Origin of the sequence: Methylosinus sp. C49 (assembly GCF_009936375.1) — a bacterium.
GTDB lineage: Bacteria > Pseudomonadota > Alphaproteobacteria > Rhizobiales > Beijerinckiaceae > Methylosinus.
On sequence record NZ_AP022332.1, the window covers coordinates 3,420,784 to 3,438,784 of the forward strand.

The following is an 18,001-nucleotide window of genomic DNA, read 5'->3' on the forward strand; positions in this document are numbered from 1 at the left end:
CTCATGGTAGAGCCCGGCGCCTCTCGATGAAACCTGCGGCCCGGCTCTGCGCCACGCATCGGTATATTCATGTCCACACAATGATTTCGAGCATAGCGGGAGACCGGAGGGAAGGCGTCTGACGGACGTTGGCCGAAATTCCTGTGGACGCCAGAGGGCTCTGGCGTAGACGGCGTTTCAGCAATCGCCGAGCCGTTTTCTCTGACGATTCATCGCGCTCACCCAGTTGCTTCCAAAGGAAGTGAAACAAAAAAGATCGAGCCTTTTCCCTCACGGCTTCTCACTTTAATGACGCCACCGTGCAATTCCACAACTATCTTTGCCAGGTAGAGGCCGACGCCGGTGCCCGTGATACTGGAAACATTGCTTGCCCGATAGTATCTCGAAAAGATACTATCGACATCACGGCGCGGGATCCCTATTCCACTATCCGTGACAAAAACTTGCAAGGCAGTCTGTCTGCCGCGGACCTCCACTCGCACCGCACCTCCAGGAGAGGAGTATTTGATCGCATTTCCGATCAAGTTGCTGAATACCTGACAAATAAGATTCCTGTCCCCATAAAATGGCAGTTTTTCAGCGCTGTATTTTTCGAGCACCGAGACGTTGGACGAAATTTCGCGATGCAGATCGCAAACTTCCTTCAGCACTGCGGACATGTCGAGATCGGTCGGATGGAAGTAGAGACTCGGACTCTCGATCACACGACTGGTTTGCAACAGTCCTTCGATCATGACGCTCATCCGCCTTACGGCGGCGCGGATCTTGTTGGCTCGCTCGATAACCACGTCGTCCCGAGGCGCAGGACGAGCGTTCAACAAACGCTGAGCATGCCCATCGATGATCGTCATTGGCGTTCGAAACTCATGCGACACCATCGAGATGAAATTGCGCTGATTTTCGCTCAGACGCCGCTCATGCTCCAATTTCTCCTCGAGCATGGAGGCTTCGGTCGCAAGGGCCTGCTGATTGACCTGAAGTTCGATCGCATTATCGCGAAAGACCACGACGGAGCGCGCCATTTCTCCAAGTTCATCGTGTCGCTCAGTGCTCCGGATCTGAAGATCGGTTTCATTCCTCGACAGACGCCGCATGCTGGCGGCGAGTTCCAATAGAGGGTCGGTTATCTGTCGAGTTACGTAAAGCATGATCCCGAGGGCCATAGACACGCCGAGAAAGGCGGCGGCGATAATCAATGCGCGAGCTTCTCGAATGGCGTGGTCGGAGCGCTCGCTCGCCAGGCGAGCCTGCGTGTTGGTTCGGTCAGAAATCCTCCCGAGGGCCTCGCTCGTCGAAGCAAATGCATCCCTGGAGGCCGACATGAAGAGATATCCCGCCGCAGTCTTGTCTCCCTTCGTCATGACCTCGAGAGTGTGTTTCGCTTCAGCATGATATAATTTCCAATTCTTCTCGAAGAGCCGGTAATCCGCCAATTCGATCTCGTCGTGAAGGATGCTCTCATATCCTCTCTGCGCTTTCGAAATCGCCTCGTCGAGGGACTCCATCTCTCGTTCTATGTCGATGGCGTCGACATCTCTCGCCGCTATGAGAAAAGCGCCCTCTGCTGCGCGGAAATCCGATGTGAAATTATCGAGGTCGCCGATATATCGTGTGCTCTTCAACCAACGATCACGGATGTCGGACCATTCGTGATTGACTCGTTCGAGACGAATCAACCCGAAGATGCTGATGCTCGCGATCGTAGCGAACAAGAGCCACAAGGATGCGACCATACGGAATTTTATCGATTGCGTCAGTTTCATCTCGTTCTAAGGCTCGATCAATCTGACGAGCGTGGCTTTGACCGCCGCCTCGATCCGAGTCGCGACGCCGAGCTTGTTGCGTGCGTTGTCGAGATGATAATCGACGGTTCGCTTCGTGATGCTCATGATCGATGCGATCTCGTCGGATGTCTTGCCGCGCGCCGCCCACAGCAAAGTCTCGACTTCTCTTTCATTGAGCTCGTGCAGTGGAGCTTCTGATACGAAAAATCGCACGCCACCTCTCAGTCTGGCGTCGATGATCGCATGCAGCAGATCGAAGTCGATCGGTTTGGAAACATAATCATCGGCGCCGAGTCTTCTTCCTTTGAGCTCGGTCTCGCGGTCGCTCATGGCGGTCAAGAACACGAACGGCGTTCTCGCGATATGCGGGGCCGATCGCGCGAAATTTTCCAGGACTTCGAAACCCGACATCGACGGCATGCTGATATCCGAAAGAACGAGATCCGGCCGAAGGTCTGGCAGAAGCGACAACGCCTGCTGGCCGCTGCTCGCGAGAACGACTTTGAAGCCGCGGTCCTCGAGCTCTTCGGCGATCAAAGAAGAGGTCTCGAAATCGTCGTCGATGCAGAGGATCGTCGCCCGGCCGTCGGTCGCAGACATATTTGGTCTCCGAATTCTCGCTCTCTCTGAGAGTCGGCATTATAGGCTGGAACGCATCGCCGTTCCACCGCAGTCCGGCAATGCGCGCGCGCACAACGGGCTGTAAATACGGCATAAACATGGACGCCGTCTTGAGCGGACTCTGTTTCGGCCTCCTCCGAGCCCACAACGCCGTCAAAGGCCGGCCAGGAACGCGAGATCGCTTTTTCGTTGATCGAGCCCCACCAGTGCAATCTCTAGAGTTCCTCTGGGCGGCGTCCGATCGGCGGGGCTCCGATGGTGAGCGCTGACGCTTTGCGAGCGGACGAATGACACGACATCGAAGCGCGTTTCATGTCGCTGCTCGATCACTCGTCATCGCTCAATCGAATGTCGGCAACAGGCTGCCGTTTGCCGGCGTGCTCAACTTCTCGATCTGCTCATTGGTCGGGCCGTCTGGTCCGTTCGGCGGGAGGTCCCGCAGATTTTCGTCTTTCCAACCGCCGCCCAGAGCGATGAACAGCCCGGCGGTGTCCGATAGGCGGTTGCCATCGGCGACGACGCGCGCCACCGAGGCGACCAGATAGGTGTTCTCTGCATTCAAAAGCGAGAGCACATTGACGGCCCCGAGACGCAGCTCGGCGCGCACGATGTCGAGGCTCTTCTTTGCCGTCGCTTCGCCGTAGGCCGCGGCTTTCACGGCTTTGGCGTCCGCCTCGAGCGCGCGCAACGCATCGGCGACATTCTGGAATGCGACAATGACGGTCGAGCGATATTGCGCGTCCGCCTGGAGGACGCTCGCCTCCGCCGCCCTCTGCTTGTTGAGAAGCGAAAAGCCGTCGAAGATCGTATGTGTGACAGCCGCGGACGCCGTATAGAGCTCAGTGCCGGGCGTGAAGAGTTGTGCGAGCCTATAGGCGCTGTATCCGCCATTCGCGCTCAATGTGACATTCGGAAGCCGCGCCGCGACGGCTACGCCGACTTGCGCGGTCGCTTCGTGCACATTGGCCTCGGCCGCCCGAATGTCGGGCCGCTGCCGGACGAGTTTCGATGGCAGGCTGAGCGGCAGTTCGTGCGGCGACGAAAGTGAACCGAGATGAAAAGTCTCGGCGATCTCGTCCGGCGCATATCGGCCCGCGAGCGCTGTCAGCAGATCGCGTTGCTGCGACAATTGCTTTTCGAGCGGCGGCAAGAGCTGCAGCGCCTGCGCGAGAGCCGCTTCCTGGGTAAGCACATCGGCCTGCGCGGCGTAGCCGGCCTCGAACTGCTTGCGCAGCAGTCCCAGCATCTCCCTTTCTATCGCGATCGATCTGCGGACTGCCTCGATCTGTCCCCGTAGCGCGGCTTCTTGGATCGCCGCCGTCACCACATTGCCAGTCAAAGCCAGATAGGCGGCCTCCAGCTGGTAGCGCTGCTGATCCGTCTGCGCCTCCGCCGCTTCGACGCTTCTGAGATTCTGCCCCCAGATGTCGAGCGTGTAGGCGACGGTGAGCTGCTTCAACAACAAGCCATAGGGCGAATTCGGCGGACCGATGTTGGTGGTCGGCGAAGTCATGGCCTGGTTGAAGAGGCTTTGATTGATCGTTTCGAGCGATCGATTATTGGACTGGAGATTGAGACTGTCCGTGGAGTTGAAAATGGCGGTCGGGAGAAACGCGCCCTTTTGCGCCTCGGCGTTGTGATAGGCGACCCTTATCGCAGCTTCAGCGGACTGCAAGGTCGGATTGCTTTCGATCGAGGCTTCGATCAGCCGATCGAGGCCTCGGTTGTGGAAAACCTGCCACCAGCGCTTCGGGATTTCGGCGCCCGGGACGAATCTTGGTCCTCCGGCGAGAACCGGAACCTTGTTCGACGTTGATTTTTCTATCGGCGGCGGGGAAGGCGATACGAAGTCAGGCCCGACCGCGCAACCCGCCAGCGCGGAAAACATCGGCAGGAGCGTGAGGAAAATCCGGTGCCCGCAGTGAGCTTTGGAAGTGGACGAGCCGAAGATTTGCATCTCTATCCGAGTTTCTTTTCCGCGAGCATGCTCTAATCGAACGTCTTCGTTCGCTCCTGGCGCTTCGTGATAATGGGAAGACAGGAGCGCTCGGACCGCGTGACTTCATAGTTAGGTAGTTCTCCTGCCGTCCAGGGTCTACTGTTATAAATCACAGTAGACCGATCGACTGCCGAGCCTCATAGAAAGACTGGGATGATTGGAAACGAGACACGCCTCTCGGTCCCGAGAGACCGTTTCACAAGGCCGTCGAATGCGTCTGGGCAAAAAACTCATCGAAGCGAGCGCCTTCGCTGCGGCGGTCCTCGTCGCCCTCGCCCTCGCGAATTGGGCGTTCCGTCAGCAGGACGACGGAGATCCACGTCCGAAGGCGAGAGCTTCGACCGAAACCGAAATCGGACTGAACGATAAGCAGGCCGGCGCGCTTGAGATCGAAAAGGTGGACGAGCGCATTTTCGGCGACGAACGACGAGCCGTCGGGAGCATCGATTTCAACCAGAACCGCCTCGTTCAGGTCTTCACGCCCTATCAGGGACGGATCATCGACGCCTATTTCAATATCGGAGACCGTGTCGAAAAGGATCAGGTCCTCTTCACCATCGATAGCCCGGACCTATTGCAGGCGGGGTCCAATCTGATCGCCGCGTCTGGCGTGCTCACGCTCCAGACGCGCTCGCTCAGCCGCGTCAAATCGCTGGTGAAGATCGGCGGCGTTTCGCAGCAGGCGGTCGACCAGACGATCTCCGATCAGCAGACGGCCGATGGGGCTCTGAAGTCGGCGCGGGACGCGGTTCGCATCTTCGGCAAGACCGAGGAAGAGATCGACAAGATCGTCGCAGAGCGGCGCGCGGATCCGCGCCTCATCGTGAAGAGTCCGCTCGCTGGCTATGTCACGGCGCGTGCCGCGACGCCGGGCCTCTTCGTCCAGCCCGGCGTCGCCCCGGCGCCTTATGCAGTCGCCGATACGTCGACCATGTGGATGCTGGCGAATGTGGTGGAGAGCGACGCCCCGCTGCTGCGTGTCGGACAGGACGTTCATGTCAGCGTCGCCGCTTATCCCGATCGAGAGTTCCATGGAGCCATCACCGTGCTCGGACCCTCTGTCGATCCGACCACCCGGCGCATGTTCGTGCGCTCGGAGATCAAGGATCCCGATCATCTGCTTCGCGCCGGAATGTTCGCGAATTTCGTCATTCGCGTCGGGGCGCCGTTTCGCGCGCCGGCGGCTCCCGAAAGCGCAATCGTCCGCAAAAGCGACGGGACCATGACCGCCTGGGTCACGCAGGATCGCCGACGCTTCGAGCAGAGGACCGTCAAGATCGGCTTGCGCCAGAAGGGTTTCGACCAAATTGAGGAAGGCCTTTCCGTCGGCGAGCTCATCGTCTCGAAAGGCGCTGTCTTTCTCGAGAACCTCGCCGCGATCGGCGCGGCTGAATAGCGCGCCGCTGATCGAACGAGGTTGCCCCGTGCTGAAATCCATTCTCGAATTCGGGCTGACGCGTCGCGCGGTCGTCGTTCTCGCGGTCGGCGTGTTCATTGTCGCCGGCGTGACGGCGTTTACGCGGCTCAATATAGAAGCCTACCCGAATCCGGCTCCCGTGATCCTGGAGATCACCGCGCAGGCGCCGGGCCTCTCCGCCGAGGAGATGGAAAAATATTACACTATGCCGATGGAGATCGCGCTCTACCCGACGCCGCGCGTGACGAACATTCGTTCGACCTCCTTCTATGGCCTGAGCTTCGTTCGCGTCACTTTCGAATATGGGACGGATTATCATTTCGCCTATGCGCAGGCGGCGATCGCGCTGCAGCAAGGCGCATCGCTTCCGAACAATGTCTCGCCCGTCATTCAGCAGTCGAGCCTCGTCGGCGAGATTTTCCGCTATCAGCTGGTCGGGCCGCCGCATTTCACCTTGACCGATCTTCGGACTGTTCAGGACTGGATCGCCGCGCGGCGTCTGCTCACCATCCCTGGCGTCGTTCAGATCAATTCCTGGGGCGGCACGACGAAGCAGTTCGGCGTCGAGGTCGATCTCGGCAAGCTCGAGGCCTATAATGTCACCATTCCACAGGTCATCGCGGCTCTCGGCAACGCAAATGTCAATGTCGGCGGGCGGGAGATCGAGCTCGGCCAGCAATCGGTGAATATTCGCGGCGTCGGCCTCATCGACGACGGCGGCAATGACGATCTGACGAAAGGCTACCGAACGGACGACATAGAGAATGTCGTTCTCACGCAATCGAACGGCGTGCCTGTTCAAATCAAGGATGTCGCGAAGGTCACTGTCGGACATGTTCCGCGTCTCGGCATACTCGGACGCGACCAAGACGACGACGTCGCTGCGGCGATCGTCGTCATGGGCCGCACGCAGCACACCAATGAGATTCTGCCGAAGGTCGCGGCCGAGGTCGAAAAAATCAACTCCGACGGGTCTCTTCCGCCCGGCGTGAAGCTCGTTCCTTTCTACGATCGCGGCTCGCTCGTCGCGGTCACCACGCATACCGTCCTTCACAATCTCGTGTTCGGTTGCCTGCTGGTCTTCTTCATCCAGTGGATTTTTCTCGGCGATCTGCGCAGCGCGATCATCGTCGGCGTGAATATTCCCTTCGCCCTGTTCTTCGCGATCATTCTGCTCGTGGCGCAGGGAGAGGACGCCAACCTCCTGTCGCTCGGGGCGGTCGATTTCGGAATCATCGTCGATTCCGCCGTCATCCTCGTCGAGAACATCTTTCGTAATTTCCAGGCGGATGGTCCGGCGCGCAATCGTCTCCTGCAACATTTCACGGAAGGCTTCTGGGGTCCCGATCCCACCGCGTCGACCGGCAGTCACGGCAGCGTGCGCCGCTGGACCAATCGGCTCCGGCTCATTTTCATCAGCGCGTTACAGGTCGACAAAGCGGTCTTCTTCACAGCGGCGATCACAGTCACCGCCTTTCTGCCGCTGTTCACTATGACGGGCGTCGAAGGGCAGATCTTCGGACCGATGGCGAGAACCTACGCCTATGCGCTGGCCGGCGCGCTGCTCGCGACCTTCACTGTGACTCCCGTGCTCGCGTCGATCGTCCTTCCCCCACGCGTCGCGGAGACAGAGACGATCATCGTTCGGCGGCTGCGTGGGGCCTATACTCCGATGCTGCGATGGGCGCTCGACAATGTCGGGCTCGCAATCGGCGCCGGCGCGCTGTTCCTCGCGCTCGGTCTGTTTCTGGCGACACGTCTCGGTAGTGAATTCCTGCCCGCGCTCGAGGAGGGCAATTACTGGATTCGCGCCTCTCTTCCTTCGACCATGTCGCTCGAATCCGGCGTCGAATCGACCCGCAAGATGCGCGAGATTCTTATGCGCCATCCCGAGATCGTCACGGTCGTGACGCAACATGGGCGTCCCGACAATGGCAGCGACGCGTCGGCATTCTCGGACGTGCAGATTTTTGCGCCGTTGAAACCATTCGATGAATGGCCGCGCGGTTTCACGAAAGAAAAGCTCACAGCGGAGCTCCAGAAGGAGTTCGAAGAAGAGCTGCCCGGCGTCGTCTTCGGCTTCTCGCAATATATTCAGGACAATGTCGACGAGGCTCTATCCGGCGTGAAGGGCGCCAATTCGGTGAAAGTCGTCGGCTCGGATCTCGCGACTCTCGAAAAGCTGGCCGAGAAGGTGCGCGAGCAGATCCGAACCGTCGCGGGTGTCGAGGATCTCGAGCTTCTCCACACGCTCGGGCAGCCCAATCTCAATATCAAAGTCGACCGTCAGCGCGCAGCGCGCTACGGACTCAACTCGGGCGACGTCAACACGATCGTGCAAGCCGCAATGGGCGGGACGATTGCAACCACCGTGCTCGAGGGCGATAGGCAGTTCGCGGTCGCTGTGCGCCTCGCGCCGCAATATCGGACGACGCTCGCTGCGATTGGAGACATAAAGGTCGGCTACACGCCGCCGGGAAGCGCGACGAACGCCTATGTTCCGCTGCGCGAGCTCGCGGCCATCTCCCTCGATACCGGCGCATCTTTCATCTATCGCGAACGGAGCCGCCGCTACGTCCCACTGAAATTCAACATCCGTGGCCGCGATCTCGCGTCCACTGTGGCGGAGGCGCAAGCGAAGGTCGCGAGCTCGGTCGCGCTTCCGCCGGGCTACCAAATTCTCTGGGCCGGCGAATTCGGCAATCTGCAACAGGCCAAGACGCGCCTCGCCATCGTCGTGCCTTTGTCCTTCCTGCTCATCTTCTCGCTTCTCTACAGTCTGTTCAATTCACTTCGCGACAGCCTGCTGGCGCTCGCGGGCATTCCCTTCGCGATCGTCGGCGGCGTGATCGCCCTCTATGTCTCCGGTGAGAACTTCAGCGTCTCGGCGGCGATCGGCTTCATTTCCCTGTTCGGCGTCGCCGTGATGGACGGAATATTGAACATCACTTATTTCCGTGAGCTGACGATCCAGGGAATGGAATTCCGAGAAGCGATTTTTCATGGCGCGGAGCAACGCATGAGGCCGCTGCTGATGACTGCGTTATCGGCGGGCGTCGGCCTCTTTCCCGCCGCCGTTTCGAATGGCATCGGCTCACAGGTACAGCGGCCGTTGGCGACTGTCGTCGTCGGCGGCATGCTGCTCGGACCGATCATGCTGCTCGTCGTCGCGCCGGCGCTTCGTCAGAAGTTCTCGAGGGCTTATCGTCCAGCGAGGGAGTCTCGAAATGTCGACGAAATGCATCTCGACGCTTAGCAGGCGAAATTCCGGGCTCTGGCGGGTCCGTTGGGGCTATGATCGCCGAGCGTGGGGCTGGCGGAATAGTACAATGATCGATTTCAAGGGCAGCCATTTTGAACGCGACGTGATTCTGTGGGGCGTCCGGTGGTATGTGGCGTATCCGATGAGCTATCGCCAACTCGAGGAATGATGGAAGAGCGAGGGGTCGATGTCGACCATTCCACGCTCAACCGCTGGGTCGTCAAATATGCGCCTTTGCTGGAGAAACAGTTCCGTGCCCGCAAGCGCGCGATCGGAGCCAGCTGGCGTCTCGATGAGACCTATGTGAAAGTCAAAGGCTGCTGGAAATATCACTAACGGGACGTCGTCAAGGCACGCGCGACGGTGGATTTCCTGCTGACGGCGAAGAGGGGCCGCAAAGCCGCGTTGCGCGTCTTGCGCAAGGCGATCGGCCAGCATGGCGAGCCGGAGAAGATCACGATCGACAAGAGCGGCGCTAACACGGCGGCGATCGAAACCTACAATGCGGAGCATGAAGCGGACATCGAAATCCGCCGCATCAAATATCTCAATAATATCGTCGAACAGAACCATCGAGCGGTGCAGCGAGTAACGCGGCCGATGTTGGGTTTCAAATCATTTCGATCGGCTGCCGCGACACTCTCTGGGATCGAGCTCATGCATATGATCCGCAAGGACCAGTTGCAGACCAGGGGCGAATTGGGTCCAGCCCAGCAGTTCTATGCCCTCGCAACGTGAACCGCGTCACTCTCACACGTTCATCGCGTCCATAAACAAAATTTGCGACAATTCCGATGAATTTCTCTTCGAAATCGAGCCTCGCAATCGATCCACCGCCGCTTGCGGTCTCGACAAATTCGAATGATATGATCCGTCGTGAATTTCCACCACATGGCGATTTTCAGGCTGAGGCCAGCGCCTCGCCGGCTTGCTGGGTGTAATCGGCCAATGACCAGCGAGTGCGCGTCTGAACAGCACCCCAGCAGCGAGTGGGCAGCACGGAAAGTGAGAATCACCCCAGACAACAACAAAGCGGCGATTGTAATGATAGACGTAGAAAGCCCGACAATGAGATTGTTAATAACTCGTTAATTGGACACCATCTATATGGTTTCAAAGGAGGGTCGCGAGGTCCCTTCATTACGGTGGAAAAGGCCGATCCATGAAATGGACACAAGCGATTGTCGTCGGGTTGATCGTAACGATGGCCCCTACTCTGGCACGCGCCCAAGAGGAAGAGGAGGACCGCCGAAGAGACTATATGCATCGCCTTCACGAGGATTGCGAGCATGGCGACGAAGAAGCTTGCGCCCGTCTCGACGAGATGCGCGAGGAATGGCGCGAGCGACACCGCCGGCGCGAGTATGAAGAGTGGCGCCGAAGCCAAGAAGGGCCGCGTGATTATGATGAAGACCAAAATAGGCGCCGCTTCGTCCCGCAGGCTGACCCCAAAGTCGCATTGTGCCTGGCGATCGAAACGAATTACAACAATTGCATGAGGCAGCACGGCGGACGTCAGAACGAGTGCGCCGCCTGGGTCTACGAGCTGAAGGCGAACAAATGCTTCTGAGCGCCGTCATGCGGGCAGTGTGATGATCGCCTGAAATCCATGAGGGCTCCGCGTTCCAAAGCGAATTTGCCCGCCATAGGCGTCGACGATGTCCGAAGAGATGGATAGCCCGAGCCCAGTGCCCTCAGTCTTTTCGTCGAGGCGAACGCCAGGTTGCCCGAGCTCGACGAGCTTCTCGGGGGGAACTCCTGGGCCATCGTCGTCGTCGAGGATCGACAACACGCGTTCGCGCTCCGCCGAAACATGGACTTCCGTGGCCGCCCATTTGACCGCATTTTCTAGGAGCGCGCCAAACAGCTCCGTGGCTTCTTCGACGCCCATGCCGATTGTCACATCCGCAGGAATGTCCAATCGCCAGGACAGAGCGCCGCCACGCGGCGTTCGCATGAACGCTCTCGTCAAGCTTTCCACCACGTTTCGAAGAGACGTCGCTTGGACAGGCGAGCCGGCGAGCGACTGCAACCGCGCTCGCGACAGCTCTCCATTTATGTGACGCCGCATGCCGAACGCGAGTTCCTGGAGCTCGTCGGCGATTTCATCTCGACCGTCCTTTCGGAGCCGTTCCGCATCCGTCGCGAGAATGGCGAGAGGCGTCTTCAGGGCGTGCGCCAGATTGGCGGCGCGCGCCTTGGCGCTTTCGACCGCTTTCGCTTTCGCTTCCAGCAGGGAGTTCACTTCGGCCACCAAAGGCATGATCTCCTCGGGGCGATATCGCCGTCAAGACATTCGCGGAGGACTTCGACGTCAGGCTGAAAGCCGCCAATCAGATCGCCGCGATCCTGAGAGAGATCGACGGCGCCAAAGACGTCAAGGTCGAGCAGGTCGGAGGTCTTCCGTTTCGTGAGATCAATGTCGACAAGCGGGAAATCGCTCGTCTGGGGCTGAGTCTCGCAGAAGTGCAGGATGTCATCGGCGTCGCCGTCGGCGGACAGCGCGCTGGGGTGGTCTTCGAAGGAGATCGGCGCTTTCCGATTTTGGTGCGGCTCGACGACAGGCGGCGCGAGAACATGCGTGCGATCGAAAATATACCTATCTCGCTGCCATCCGATCGCGGTGATCGGCGAGAGACGATTCAACTCAAGCAGGTCGCATCGATTTCCTTCATCGAAGGACAAAATCAGATTTCACGCGACGATGAAGCTCGGCAAGAGAAAGCCCGCGGCGCCGGCCAATTTCGGGAGAACGCCTTTCGCGTTTCGCAGAGACGGAGGCCGCAGCAAAACTGCAAATATTATGAGACAGATAAGCGCGATATTGGCCGCGAGAGAGACATTCACGAGAAGTCCTTCGGACCAGCCCATCATCTGAGACGAGCCATAAATTCCGAGGGAGAACCATGAGATCACGGGGCTCGTAAAAATGAGGTCGAGCAGCTTCGCTTTCACGTATGATCGCCTCATTCGACCTTCCGTCATCGCTTCGCAACATGTCGCGATCCGGCGAACGCCCCACTGTCTCGGCTTAGCCGATCGATCCCGCGCTTGTCGACGCGACCGGATGCGAGCCTCGCACATTCTCCGAGCGCGCTCCCTCGGCTTCTCGCTTCATCGATTGGTAATCGCTGTCGCGCTACCCTGCGATTTGTGCTTGACAACTACAGCTTCGGGACCGATATCGCCCTCGGATGGCTGGGCTTCGCCCCCGCCGTCGACTCCGACAACCCAAGAAAGAAACATGGGCAGTAGCCGCTTCGGCGCCGCGCCCGCAGCCTCGTCTGCGCTCACGACGCCACTCGACATCGTAACCATCCGCGATCTCGGAGACCGCGTGAGAGGCGTCGCGAGGGCCTGAAGGCTCCTGCCTGCCGCTCATGCTCCGGGCCGTGGATCACAACGGCCAAAAAGGAGATGAGCGATGAACAAGCTCACCGCAATCGCATTCGCGCGCCCGTTCGCTCGAAGCGCGCCTTCGTTCCGTGCCGAGACGCAGATCGTCGCGTTTCGCCGTCGCGCGCGGCGGGCGCCGCATTGCGTCTGGACGCTCGACGCCGCCTCGGGGCGTCTTCTGTGCGTGTGGACCGACGAGTTGCACGCCGACGCTCGCCTCACGCAGGACAATGGCGAGCGGCCCCCTTCGCGCCTCGCCGCCTGATCGGAGAGAGTAAATGAACCCCGGCCCAACCAGGCCCGCCGGCGAGCGCGAGCTCCGCCCGGCGGGCCCGTCGAAATCCATCCCGATCCGAATTTGCCCCGGCGCGAGAGCGCGAGCGGTCTAGAGGGCGCGAGCTCTCGCGAAGGCTCGCCTGCCGCCGGAGACGAGGCGAGCCATGACGCTGCATCTCAACCCATCCGAGACCACCGAGAGCGCCGTTCTCGACGAGGCCCATATCGGCCATATTCGCGGCGCGCTGGGCACGATCCATCATGCCGATCACGGCCCGCGCATCGGCTTCAAGCGCCGTCTCCAGACTCTTCTCGCCATTCTCGGTCCCGGCCTCATCGTCATGGTCGGCGACAATGACGCGGGCGCCTTCGGAACTTACACTCAGGCGGGCCAGAACTACGGCACGAGCCTGCTGTGGACGCTGCTGCTGCTCGTTCCGGTTCTCTACGTCAATCAGGAGATGGTGTTGCGGCTCGGCGCCGTCGCCGGCGTCGGACACGCAAGGCTCATCGTCGAGCGCTTCGGCAAGTTCTGGGGCGCCTTCAGCGTCATCGATCTCTTCCTGCTCAACGCGCTGACCATCGTCACCGAATTCATCGGCATATCCCTCGCGCTCTCCTATCTCGGCGTCTCGCGGGAGCTCGGCGTCGCGCTGTCGGCCGTCGTCATCATGGCGGCGGTCGGCACGGGCGACTTCCGGCGCTTCGAGCGCTTCGCTCTGATGCTTTGCGCGGGAAGCCTCGTTCTCGTTCCGATCTTCGTGATGATTCATCCGCCGATGGCGGAGGTCGCGCACGACATGTTCGTCGTGCAGCTTCCGAAGGACGGCAAGCTCAGCGAAGTGATGCTGCTGGTCATAGCGATTGTCGGCACGACCATCGCGCCCTGGCAACTCTTCTTCCAGCAGAGCTATGTGATCGACAAGCGCATCACCCCGCGCTTCATTCGTTATGAGCGCGTCGATCTCTGGCTCGGCATAGCGCTCGTCGTCATCGGCGCGGCGGCGATGACGACCTTCACGGCGGCGGTCTTCGCCGGACGTCCAGAAGCCGGCAACTTCACCGACGCCGGCGCCGTGGCGGAGGGCTTGGGCCGATACGCCGGGCGCCTGCCGGGCATATTATTCGCTCTGGCGCTGATCGACGCGAGCGTCATCGGCGCCGCGGCGGTGTCGCTGTCCACGGCCTATGCGCTCGGCGACGTGCTGTCGCTTAAACATTCGCTGCATCGCAAGCCGTCCGACGCCAAGGGCTTCTATGGCGTCTATTTCGCGCTCATCGTCGTTTCGGCGGGCCTCGTGCTGACGCCGGGCGCGCCGCTCGGCCTGCTGACCAACGCCGTGCAGACGCTCGCCGGCGTCCTGCTGCCGAGCGCGACCGTGTTTCTGCTGCTTCTCTGCAATGACGAGGCGGTCCTCGGCCCCTGGGTCAATGGCTGGGGCATGAATCTCTTCACTGGCGCGATCGTCGCGATTCTCGTGATGCTATCGATCATTTTGACTGCTTCCGTCTTGTTTCCAGAGCAGACGAACGAGACCGTAATTCTGTGGATCCTCGGCGGCGGCTCGATCGCGACCGCGGCCATCGCCGTCGCGACGGGCAGGCTCGATACGAAGCGGCGCATAGCGCATGGCGCGATCGGCCGTCACGCCCGCGACAGCTGGCGCATGCCGCCGCTGCACAGCCTGCCGCCGGCGAAGCTCTCCATGGCGAGCCGCATATGGATGAGCGTGCTGCGCTGCTATCTTCTGCTCGCCGCAGGGCTCGTTCTCGCGCGCATCGTCACGCTCGCGGTCACACACTGAATGTCTGCGCCAAACATGAAAGCAAAAGCCATATCCTACGCGCTGCTCTCGGCGGCTCTGTTCGGGGTCTCGACGCCGGCCGCCAAGCTGCTTCTCGCGGACATAGATCAGCGCATCCTCGCCGGCCTGCTCTATTGCGGCGCCGGCGTCGGCGTCGCTCTGCTGCGCCGTCTCCCGCTTCGGCTCGGCTTCGCCATCCGCGCGGAAGAGGCGACGCTCGCCGGGTCGGATTGGGCGTGGATGGGAGCGGCGACTCTGGCGGGCGGCGTCGCCGGCCCTTTGCTGCTGATGTTCGGCCTCGCCCATTCGGAAGCCGCGACGGCCTCATTGCTGCTCACGCTCGAGGGCGTCTTCACCGCGGCCATCGCATGGTTCGTGTTTCGCGAGCCTTTCGATCGTCGCATCGCCCTCGGCATGGCTTTCATCGTCGCAGGATCGCTCTGCCTCGCCTGGTCGGGAGCGCCGAGCCTCTCCGGCGCACTCGGGCCTCTCGCGATCGCGGCGGCCTGCCTCGCCTGGGCGGTCGACAACAACCTCACACGAAGAGTCTCTCTCTCCGATCCGCTGCAAATCGTCGAGATCAAGGGTATGGTCGGCGGCGCGGTCAATCTCGGACTTGGGTTATTCGCCGGCGCTCATCTGCCTGCCATCCCGCTGATCGGCGCGGCGAGCGTCGTCGGCTTCCTCGGCTATGGCCTCAGCCTGGCGCTGTTCGTTCTGGCCCTCCGCCATCTCGGCACGGCGCGCACCGGCGCCTATTTCTCCACGGCTCCCTTTCTCGGCGCCGCGGTCTCCGTCGCGGCGCTCGGCGACCCCTTGACGATGGAACTCGCCGCCGGAGCGGCGCTGATGGGCGCGGGCGTCTGGCTGCATCTGACCGAAAGCCACGAGCACGAGCATTTGCACCAAGCCGTCGAACATTCGCATTCGCATGTTCATGACGGACATCATCGGCATGGAGACCACTCCGATCATGAGAACGGCCAGCCGCACATACATTGGCACGCGCACGAGCCGCTGCTGCACGCGCATCCTCATATGCCCGACACGCATCACCGACACGATCATTGACCGAAGACCGAACCTCGCCGCCGCTTCTCGCGCGTCGATGGTGTCGAGAGCGGAACGAGGATGAGTTCGACGGCAAAGGGGCGAATCTGGCGCCGGATGCTGATCCTGCTCGCCTCCGCCGCTCTCGCGGCGGGGCTTTGCGCCGCCTTTTTCGGCCGCCCGGATCTGGCCCGATGGACTTGGGCGGCGGGCACGGTTCCGGTCGCTGCGAGCCTCGCTGTCTCGATCGCCCGTGATTTGCTCGCCGGGCGAGCCGGCGTCGACGTGATCGCGCTTCTCTCCATGTCGGCGGCGCTGGCGCTCGGCGAAGCTTTGGCGGCGGCGATCGTCGCGGTAATGTACGCGGGCGGCAGCGTCATCGAAGATCTGGCGGTCGGTCGCGCCGAACGCGACCTGAAAGCGCTGATCGATCGCGCACCGCGCATCGCTCACCGCCGGATCGACGACAGGATCGAGGACGTCCCGATCGATAATGTCGCAGTCGGGGATCTTCTGCTGGTCCGAGCCGGCGAGGTCGTGCCGACGGATGGCCGGATCGTCGGAGCGAATGCGCTGCTCGACGAGTCGGCGGTGACAGGCGAGCCGCTTCCGGTCGTGAGACGCAATGGAGAAGCGGCCTCGAGCGGAACGGTCAACGCCGGCGAGACATTCGAGATGGAGGCGACCGCCGCACCGGGCGAAAGCGCCTATGCCGGGATCGTCGAGCTCGCGACCGCCGCGCAGACAGCGAAAGCTCCGTTCATCAGAATGGCGGATCGCTATGCGCTGCTGTTCTTGCCCGTGACCCTGCTGGCGGCGGGCGCCGCCTGGGCGCTTTCGCAGGATCCTATTCGCGGCTTGGCGGTGCTGGTCGCCGCCACGCCCTGTCCTTTGATTCTCGCGGCGCCGGCGGCCTTCGTCGCTGGCGCCTCGCGCGCCGCGCGACGCGGCGTCCTGATCAAAGGCGGCGGGCCGCTGGAGGCGCTCGCGCGAACGCATACGGTGATGTTCGACAAGACCGGCACGCTCACGGTCGGCGGCGCACGTCTCGTCGCGATAGAAACGGGGCCGGACCATGACGCGAACGAAGCCTTGCGGCTCGCCGCATCGCTCGAGCAGGCGTCCCATCATGTCGTCGCCGCCGCCATCGTCGCCGCGGCGTCGGAGAGAGGCCTCTCTCTGCACATTCCGACCGAGGTCCGCGAGACGTTCGGAACCGGGATCGCGGGAAAGGTCGACGGGCGCGACATTCGCGTCGGCGCTCTGCAATTCGTGCAGGGCGACGAAGAACTCGAGGATTGGGCCGCGCGCGCCGCCCGCCGCGCGTCCTGGCGCTCCGCGCTCACCGTCTTCGTCTCGTCGAACGGGCGCCTCATCGCCGTCCTCCTTCTCGCCGACGCGCTTCGGCGCGAGACGCCGCGCGCAATCCAGGCGCTACGCGATGCGGGCGTCGATCGAATCGTCATGGTCACAGGCGATCGCGCCGACGCCGCCGAAACGATCGGCGCGGCGCTCGATCTCGACGCGGTCCTCGCCGACCGAATCCCTTCCGACAAGGTGGACGCCGTCGCGATCGAGCGACGCCTCCATCCGACGCTGATGGTCGGCGACGGAATTAATGACGCTCCGGCTCTGGCCGCCGCGGATGTCGGCGTCGCCATGGGCGCGCGCGGCGCGAGCGCGTCCTCCGAGGCGGCGGATGTCGTCATTCTCGTCGATCGGCTGGATCGCGTCTCGGAGGCAGTGGCGATCGCGCGCCGAACCCGCCTCATCGCGCTGCAGAGCATCATCGCCGGAATGACTCTGTCCTTCGCGACGATGGGAGCGGCGGCCTTCGGCTGGATCGGCCCTGTGGGCGGCGCGCTGATACAAGAGGCGATCGACATCGCCGTCATCCTGAACGCTCTGCGGGCGCTCGGCGGCGGCTCGACCTTGCTTCGGCGTCCTCTGCCAGAGACGGCGACGCGGGCGTTGCGCGAAGATCACGAGAAGATCGAGCAGAGCCTCGATCGCCTGCGGCAGATCGCCGATGCGTTGGACGCGGCCTCACCGCGACGCGCATCCGAACATATAGACGAAGCCGATCGTCTGGTCGCGGACGTCATATTGGTGCACGAGCGCGACGACGAGAGCGACATTTATCCGCGCATCTCGCATTATCTTCCGAGCGGGCAAGGGCTCGGCGCCATGAGCCGTGCGCATCGAGAGATCCACCATCAGGCAAGGCTGCTGGCGCGCCTCGCCGAGGGGCTGCGCTCGCACGAGCCGGACAAATATCTGATCCGCGACGCGCAGAGGATCATCGAAGCGATCGAGACTCTCGTTCGAGTCCATAATGCGCAGGAGGAGGACGTCTATGAGCAGGCCGCGTCGGAATTCAGCGGGAGCGGA

General features: G+C 61.6%; 11 protein-coding genes and 2 pseudogenes. 9 read left to right on the forward strand and 4 right to left on the reverse strand.

Annotated features, from left to right (window positions below; genetic code table 11):
• Positions 1–218: 218 nt before the first annotated feature.
• The 3 genes from GYH34_RS16115 to GYH34_RS16125 form a co-directional block, all read right to left on the reverse strand.
• The gene (locus GYH34_RS16115) at positions 219–1,763 is read right to left on the reverse strand and encodes an ATP-binding protein (RefSeq protein WP_161914468.1); all 1,545 of its coding nucleotides are present in this window, start codon (positions 1,761–1,763) and stop codon (positions 219–221) included.
• A gap of 6 nt (positions 1,764–1,769) precedes the next feature.
• Positions 1,770–2,384 (reverse strand): response regulator transcription factor, encoded by a 615-nt coding sequence (locus tag GYH34_RS16120; protein ID WP_161914469.1) that lies wholly within the window; start codon positions 2,382–2,384, stop codon positions 1,770–1,772.
• A gap of 361 nt (positions 2,385–2,745) precedes the next feature.
• Complete coding sequence (locus GYH34_RS16125; protein ID WP_161914470.1) at positions 2,746–4,362, reverse strand: efflux transporter outer membrane subunit; 1,617 nt, start codon at positions 4,360–4,362, stop codon at positions 2,746–2,748.
• Between the two features lie 253 nt (positions 4,363–4,615).
• On the opposite strand from GYH34_RS16125, the gene GYH34_RS16130 reads away from it, so the two are divergent.
• The 4 genes and pseudogenes from GYH34_RS16130 (at position 4,616) to GYH34_RS16145 (ending at position 10,653) form a co-directional block, all read left to right on the forward strand.
• Positions 4,616–5,800, forward strand: coding sequence for an efflux RND transporter periplasmic adaptor subunit (locus tag GYH34_RS16130; protein ID WP_161914471.1), 1,185 nt, complete (start codon positions 4,616–4,618; stop codon positions 5,798–5,800).
• Positions 5,801–5,828: 28 nt separating this feature from the next.
• On the forward strand, positions 5,829–9,077 hold the full coding sequence (locus GYH34_RS16135; RefSeq protein WP_161914472.1) for an efflux RND transporter permease subunit: 3,249 nt from the start codon (positions 5,829–5,831) through the stop codon (positions 9,075–9,077).
• Positions 9,078–9,150: 73 nt separating this feature from the next.
• Positions 9,151–9,821 (forward strand): annotated as a pseudogene (locus GYH34_RS16140) (IS6 family transposase).
• 424 nt (positions 9,822–10,245) lie between these two features.
• A complete protein-coding gene (locus tag GYH34_RS16145) occupies positions 10,246–10,653 on the forward strand; it encodes a hypothetical protein (RefSeq protein WP_134188039.1) in 408 nt (135 codons plus the stop codon).
• A 6-nt stretch (positions 10,654–10,659) separates the two neighbouring features.
• On the opposite strand, the gene GYH34_RS16150 is transcribed toward GYH34_RS16145, so the two are convergent.
• Entirely contained in the window at positions 10,660–11,337 is a 678-nt protein-coding gene (locus GYH34_RS16150) for a HAMP domain-containing sensor histidine kinase (protein ID WP_244635372.1), read from the reverse strand.
• A 65-nt stretch (positions 11,338–11,402) separates the two neighbouring features.
• Here GYH34_RS16150 and GYH34_RS16155 point away from each other — a divergent pair, with 65 nt between their 5' ends.
• The 5 genes and pseudogenes from GYH34_RS16155 to GYH34_RS16175 all read left to right on the forward strand — a co-directional run.
• On the forward strand, positions 11,403–11,993 hold the full coding sequence (locus GYH34_RS16155) for an efflux RND transporter permease subunit (protein WP_244635373.1): 591 nt from the start codon (positions 11,403–11,405) through the stop codon (positions 11,991–11,993).
• A gap of 514 nt (positions 11,994–12,507) precedes the next feature.
• The gene (locus GYH34_RS16160) at positions 12,508–12,744 is read left to right on the forward strand and encodes a hypothetical protein (protein WP_161914474.1); all 237 of its coding nucleotides are present in this window, start codon (positions 12,508–12,510) and stop codon (positions 12,742–12,744) included.
• Between the two features lie 175 nt (positions 12,745–12,919).
• Complete coding sequence (locus GYH34_RS16165; RefSeq protein WP_161914475.1) at positions 12,920–14,560, forward strand: NRAMP family divalent metal transporter; 1,641 nt, start codon at positions 12,920–12,922, stop codon at positions 14,558–14,560.
• A 15-nt stretch (positions 14,561–14,575) separates the two neighbouring features.
• Positions 14,576–15,631, forward strand: a complete 1,056-nt coding sequence (locus GYH34_RS16170) for a DMT family transporter (RefSeq protein WP_161914476.1) — start codon at positions 14,576–14,578, stop codon at positions 15,629–15,631.
• A 60-nt stretch (positions 15,632–15,691) separates the two neighbouring features.
• A pseudogene (locus GYH34_RS16175) lies at positions 15,692–17,983 on the forward strand (heavy metal translocating P-type ATPase); the annotation flags it as partial.
• Between the last annotated feature and the right edge of the window lie 18 nt (positions 17,984–18,001).

What these genes read in the sequence shown, in the direction of transcription:
- GYH34_RS16115 (WP_161914468.1), bottom strand. Translation starts at nt 1,763, where the DNA reads ATGAAACTGACGCAATCGATAAAATTCCGTATGGTCGCATCCTTGTGG.
- GYH34_RS16120 (WP_161914469.1), bottom strand. Translation starts at nt 2,384, where the DNA reads ATGTCTGCGACCGACGGCCGGGCGACGATCCTCTGCATCGACGACGAT.
- GYH34_RS16125 (WP_161914470.1), bottom strand. Translation starts at nt 4,362, where the DNA reads ATGCAAATCTTCGGCTCGTCCACTTCCAAAGCTCACTGCGGGCACCGG.
- GYH34_RS16130 (WP_161914471.1), top strand. Translation starts at nt 4,616, where the DNA reads ATGCGTCTGGGCAAAAAACTCATCGAAGCGAGCGCCTTCGCTGCGGCG.
- GYH34_RS16145 (WP_134188039.1), top strand. Translation starts at nt 10,246, where the DNA reads ATGAAATGGACACAAGCGATTGTCGTCGGGTTGATCGTAACGATGGCC.
- GYH34_RS16160 (WP_161914474.1), top strand. Translation starts at nt 12,508, where the DNA reads ATGAACAAGCTCACCGCAATCGCATTCGCGCGCCCGTTCGCTCGAAGC.
- GYH34_RS16165 (WP_161914475.1), top strand. Translation starts at nt 12,920, where the DNA reads ATGACGCTGCATCTCAACCCATCCGAGACCACCGAGAGCGCCGTTCTC.
- GYH34_RS16170 (WP_161914476.1), top strand. Translation starts at nt 14,576, where the DNA reads ATGAAAGCAAAAGCCATATCCTACGCGCTGCTCTCGGCGGCTCTGTTC.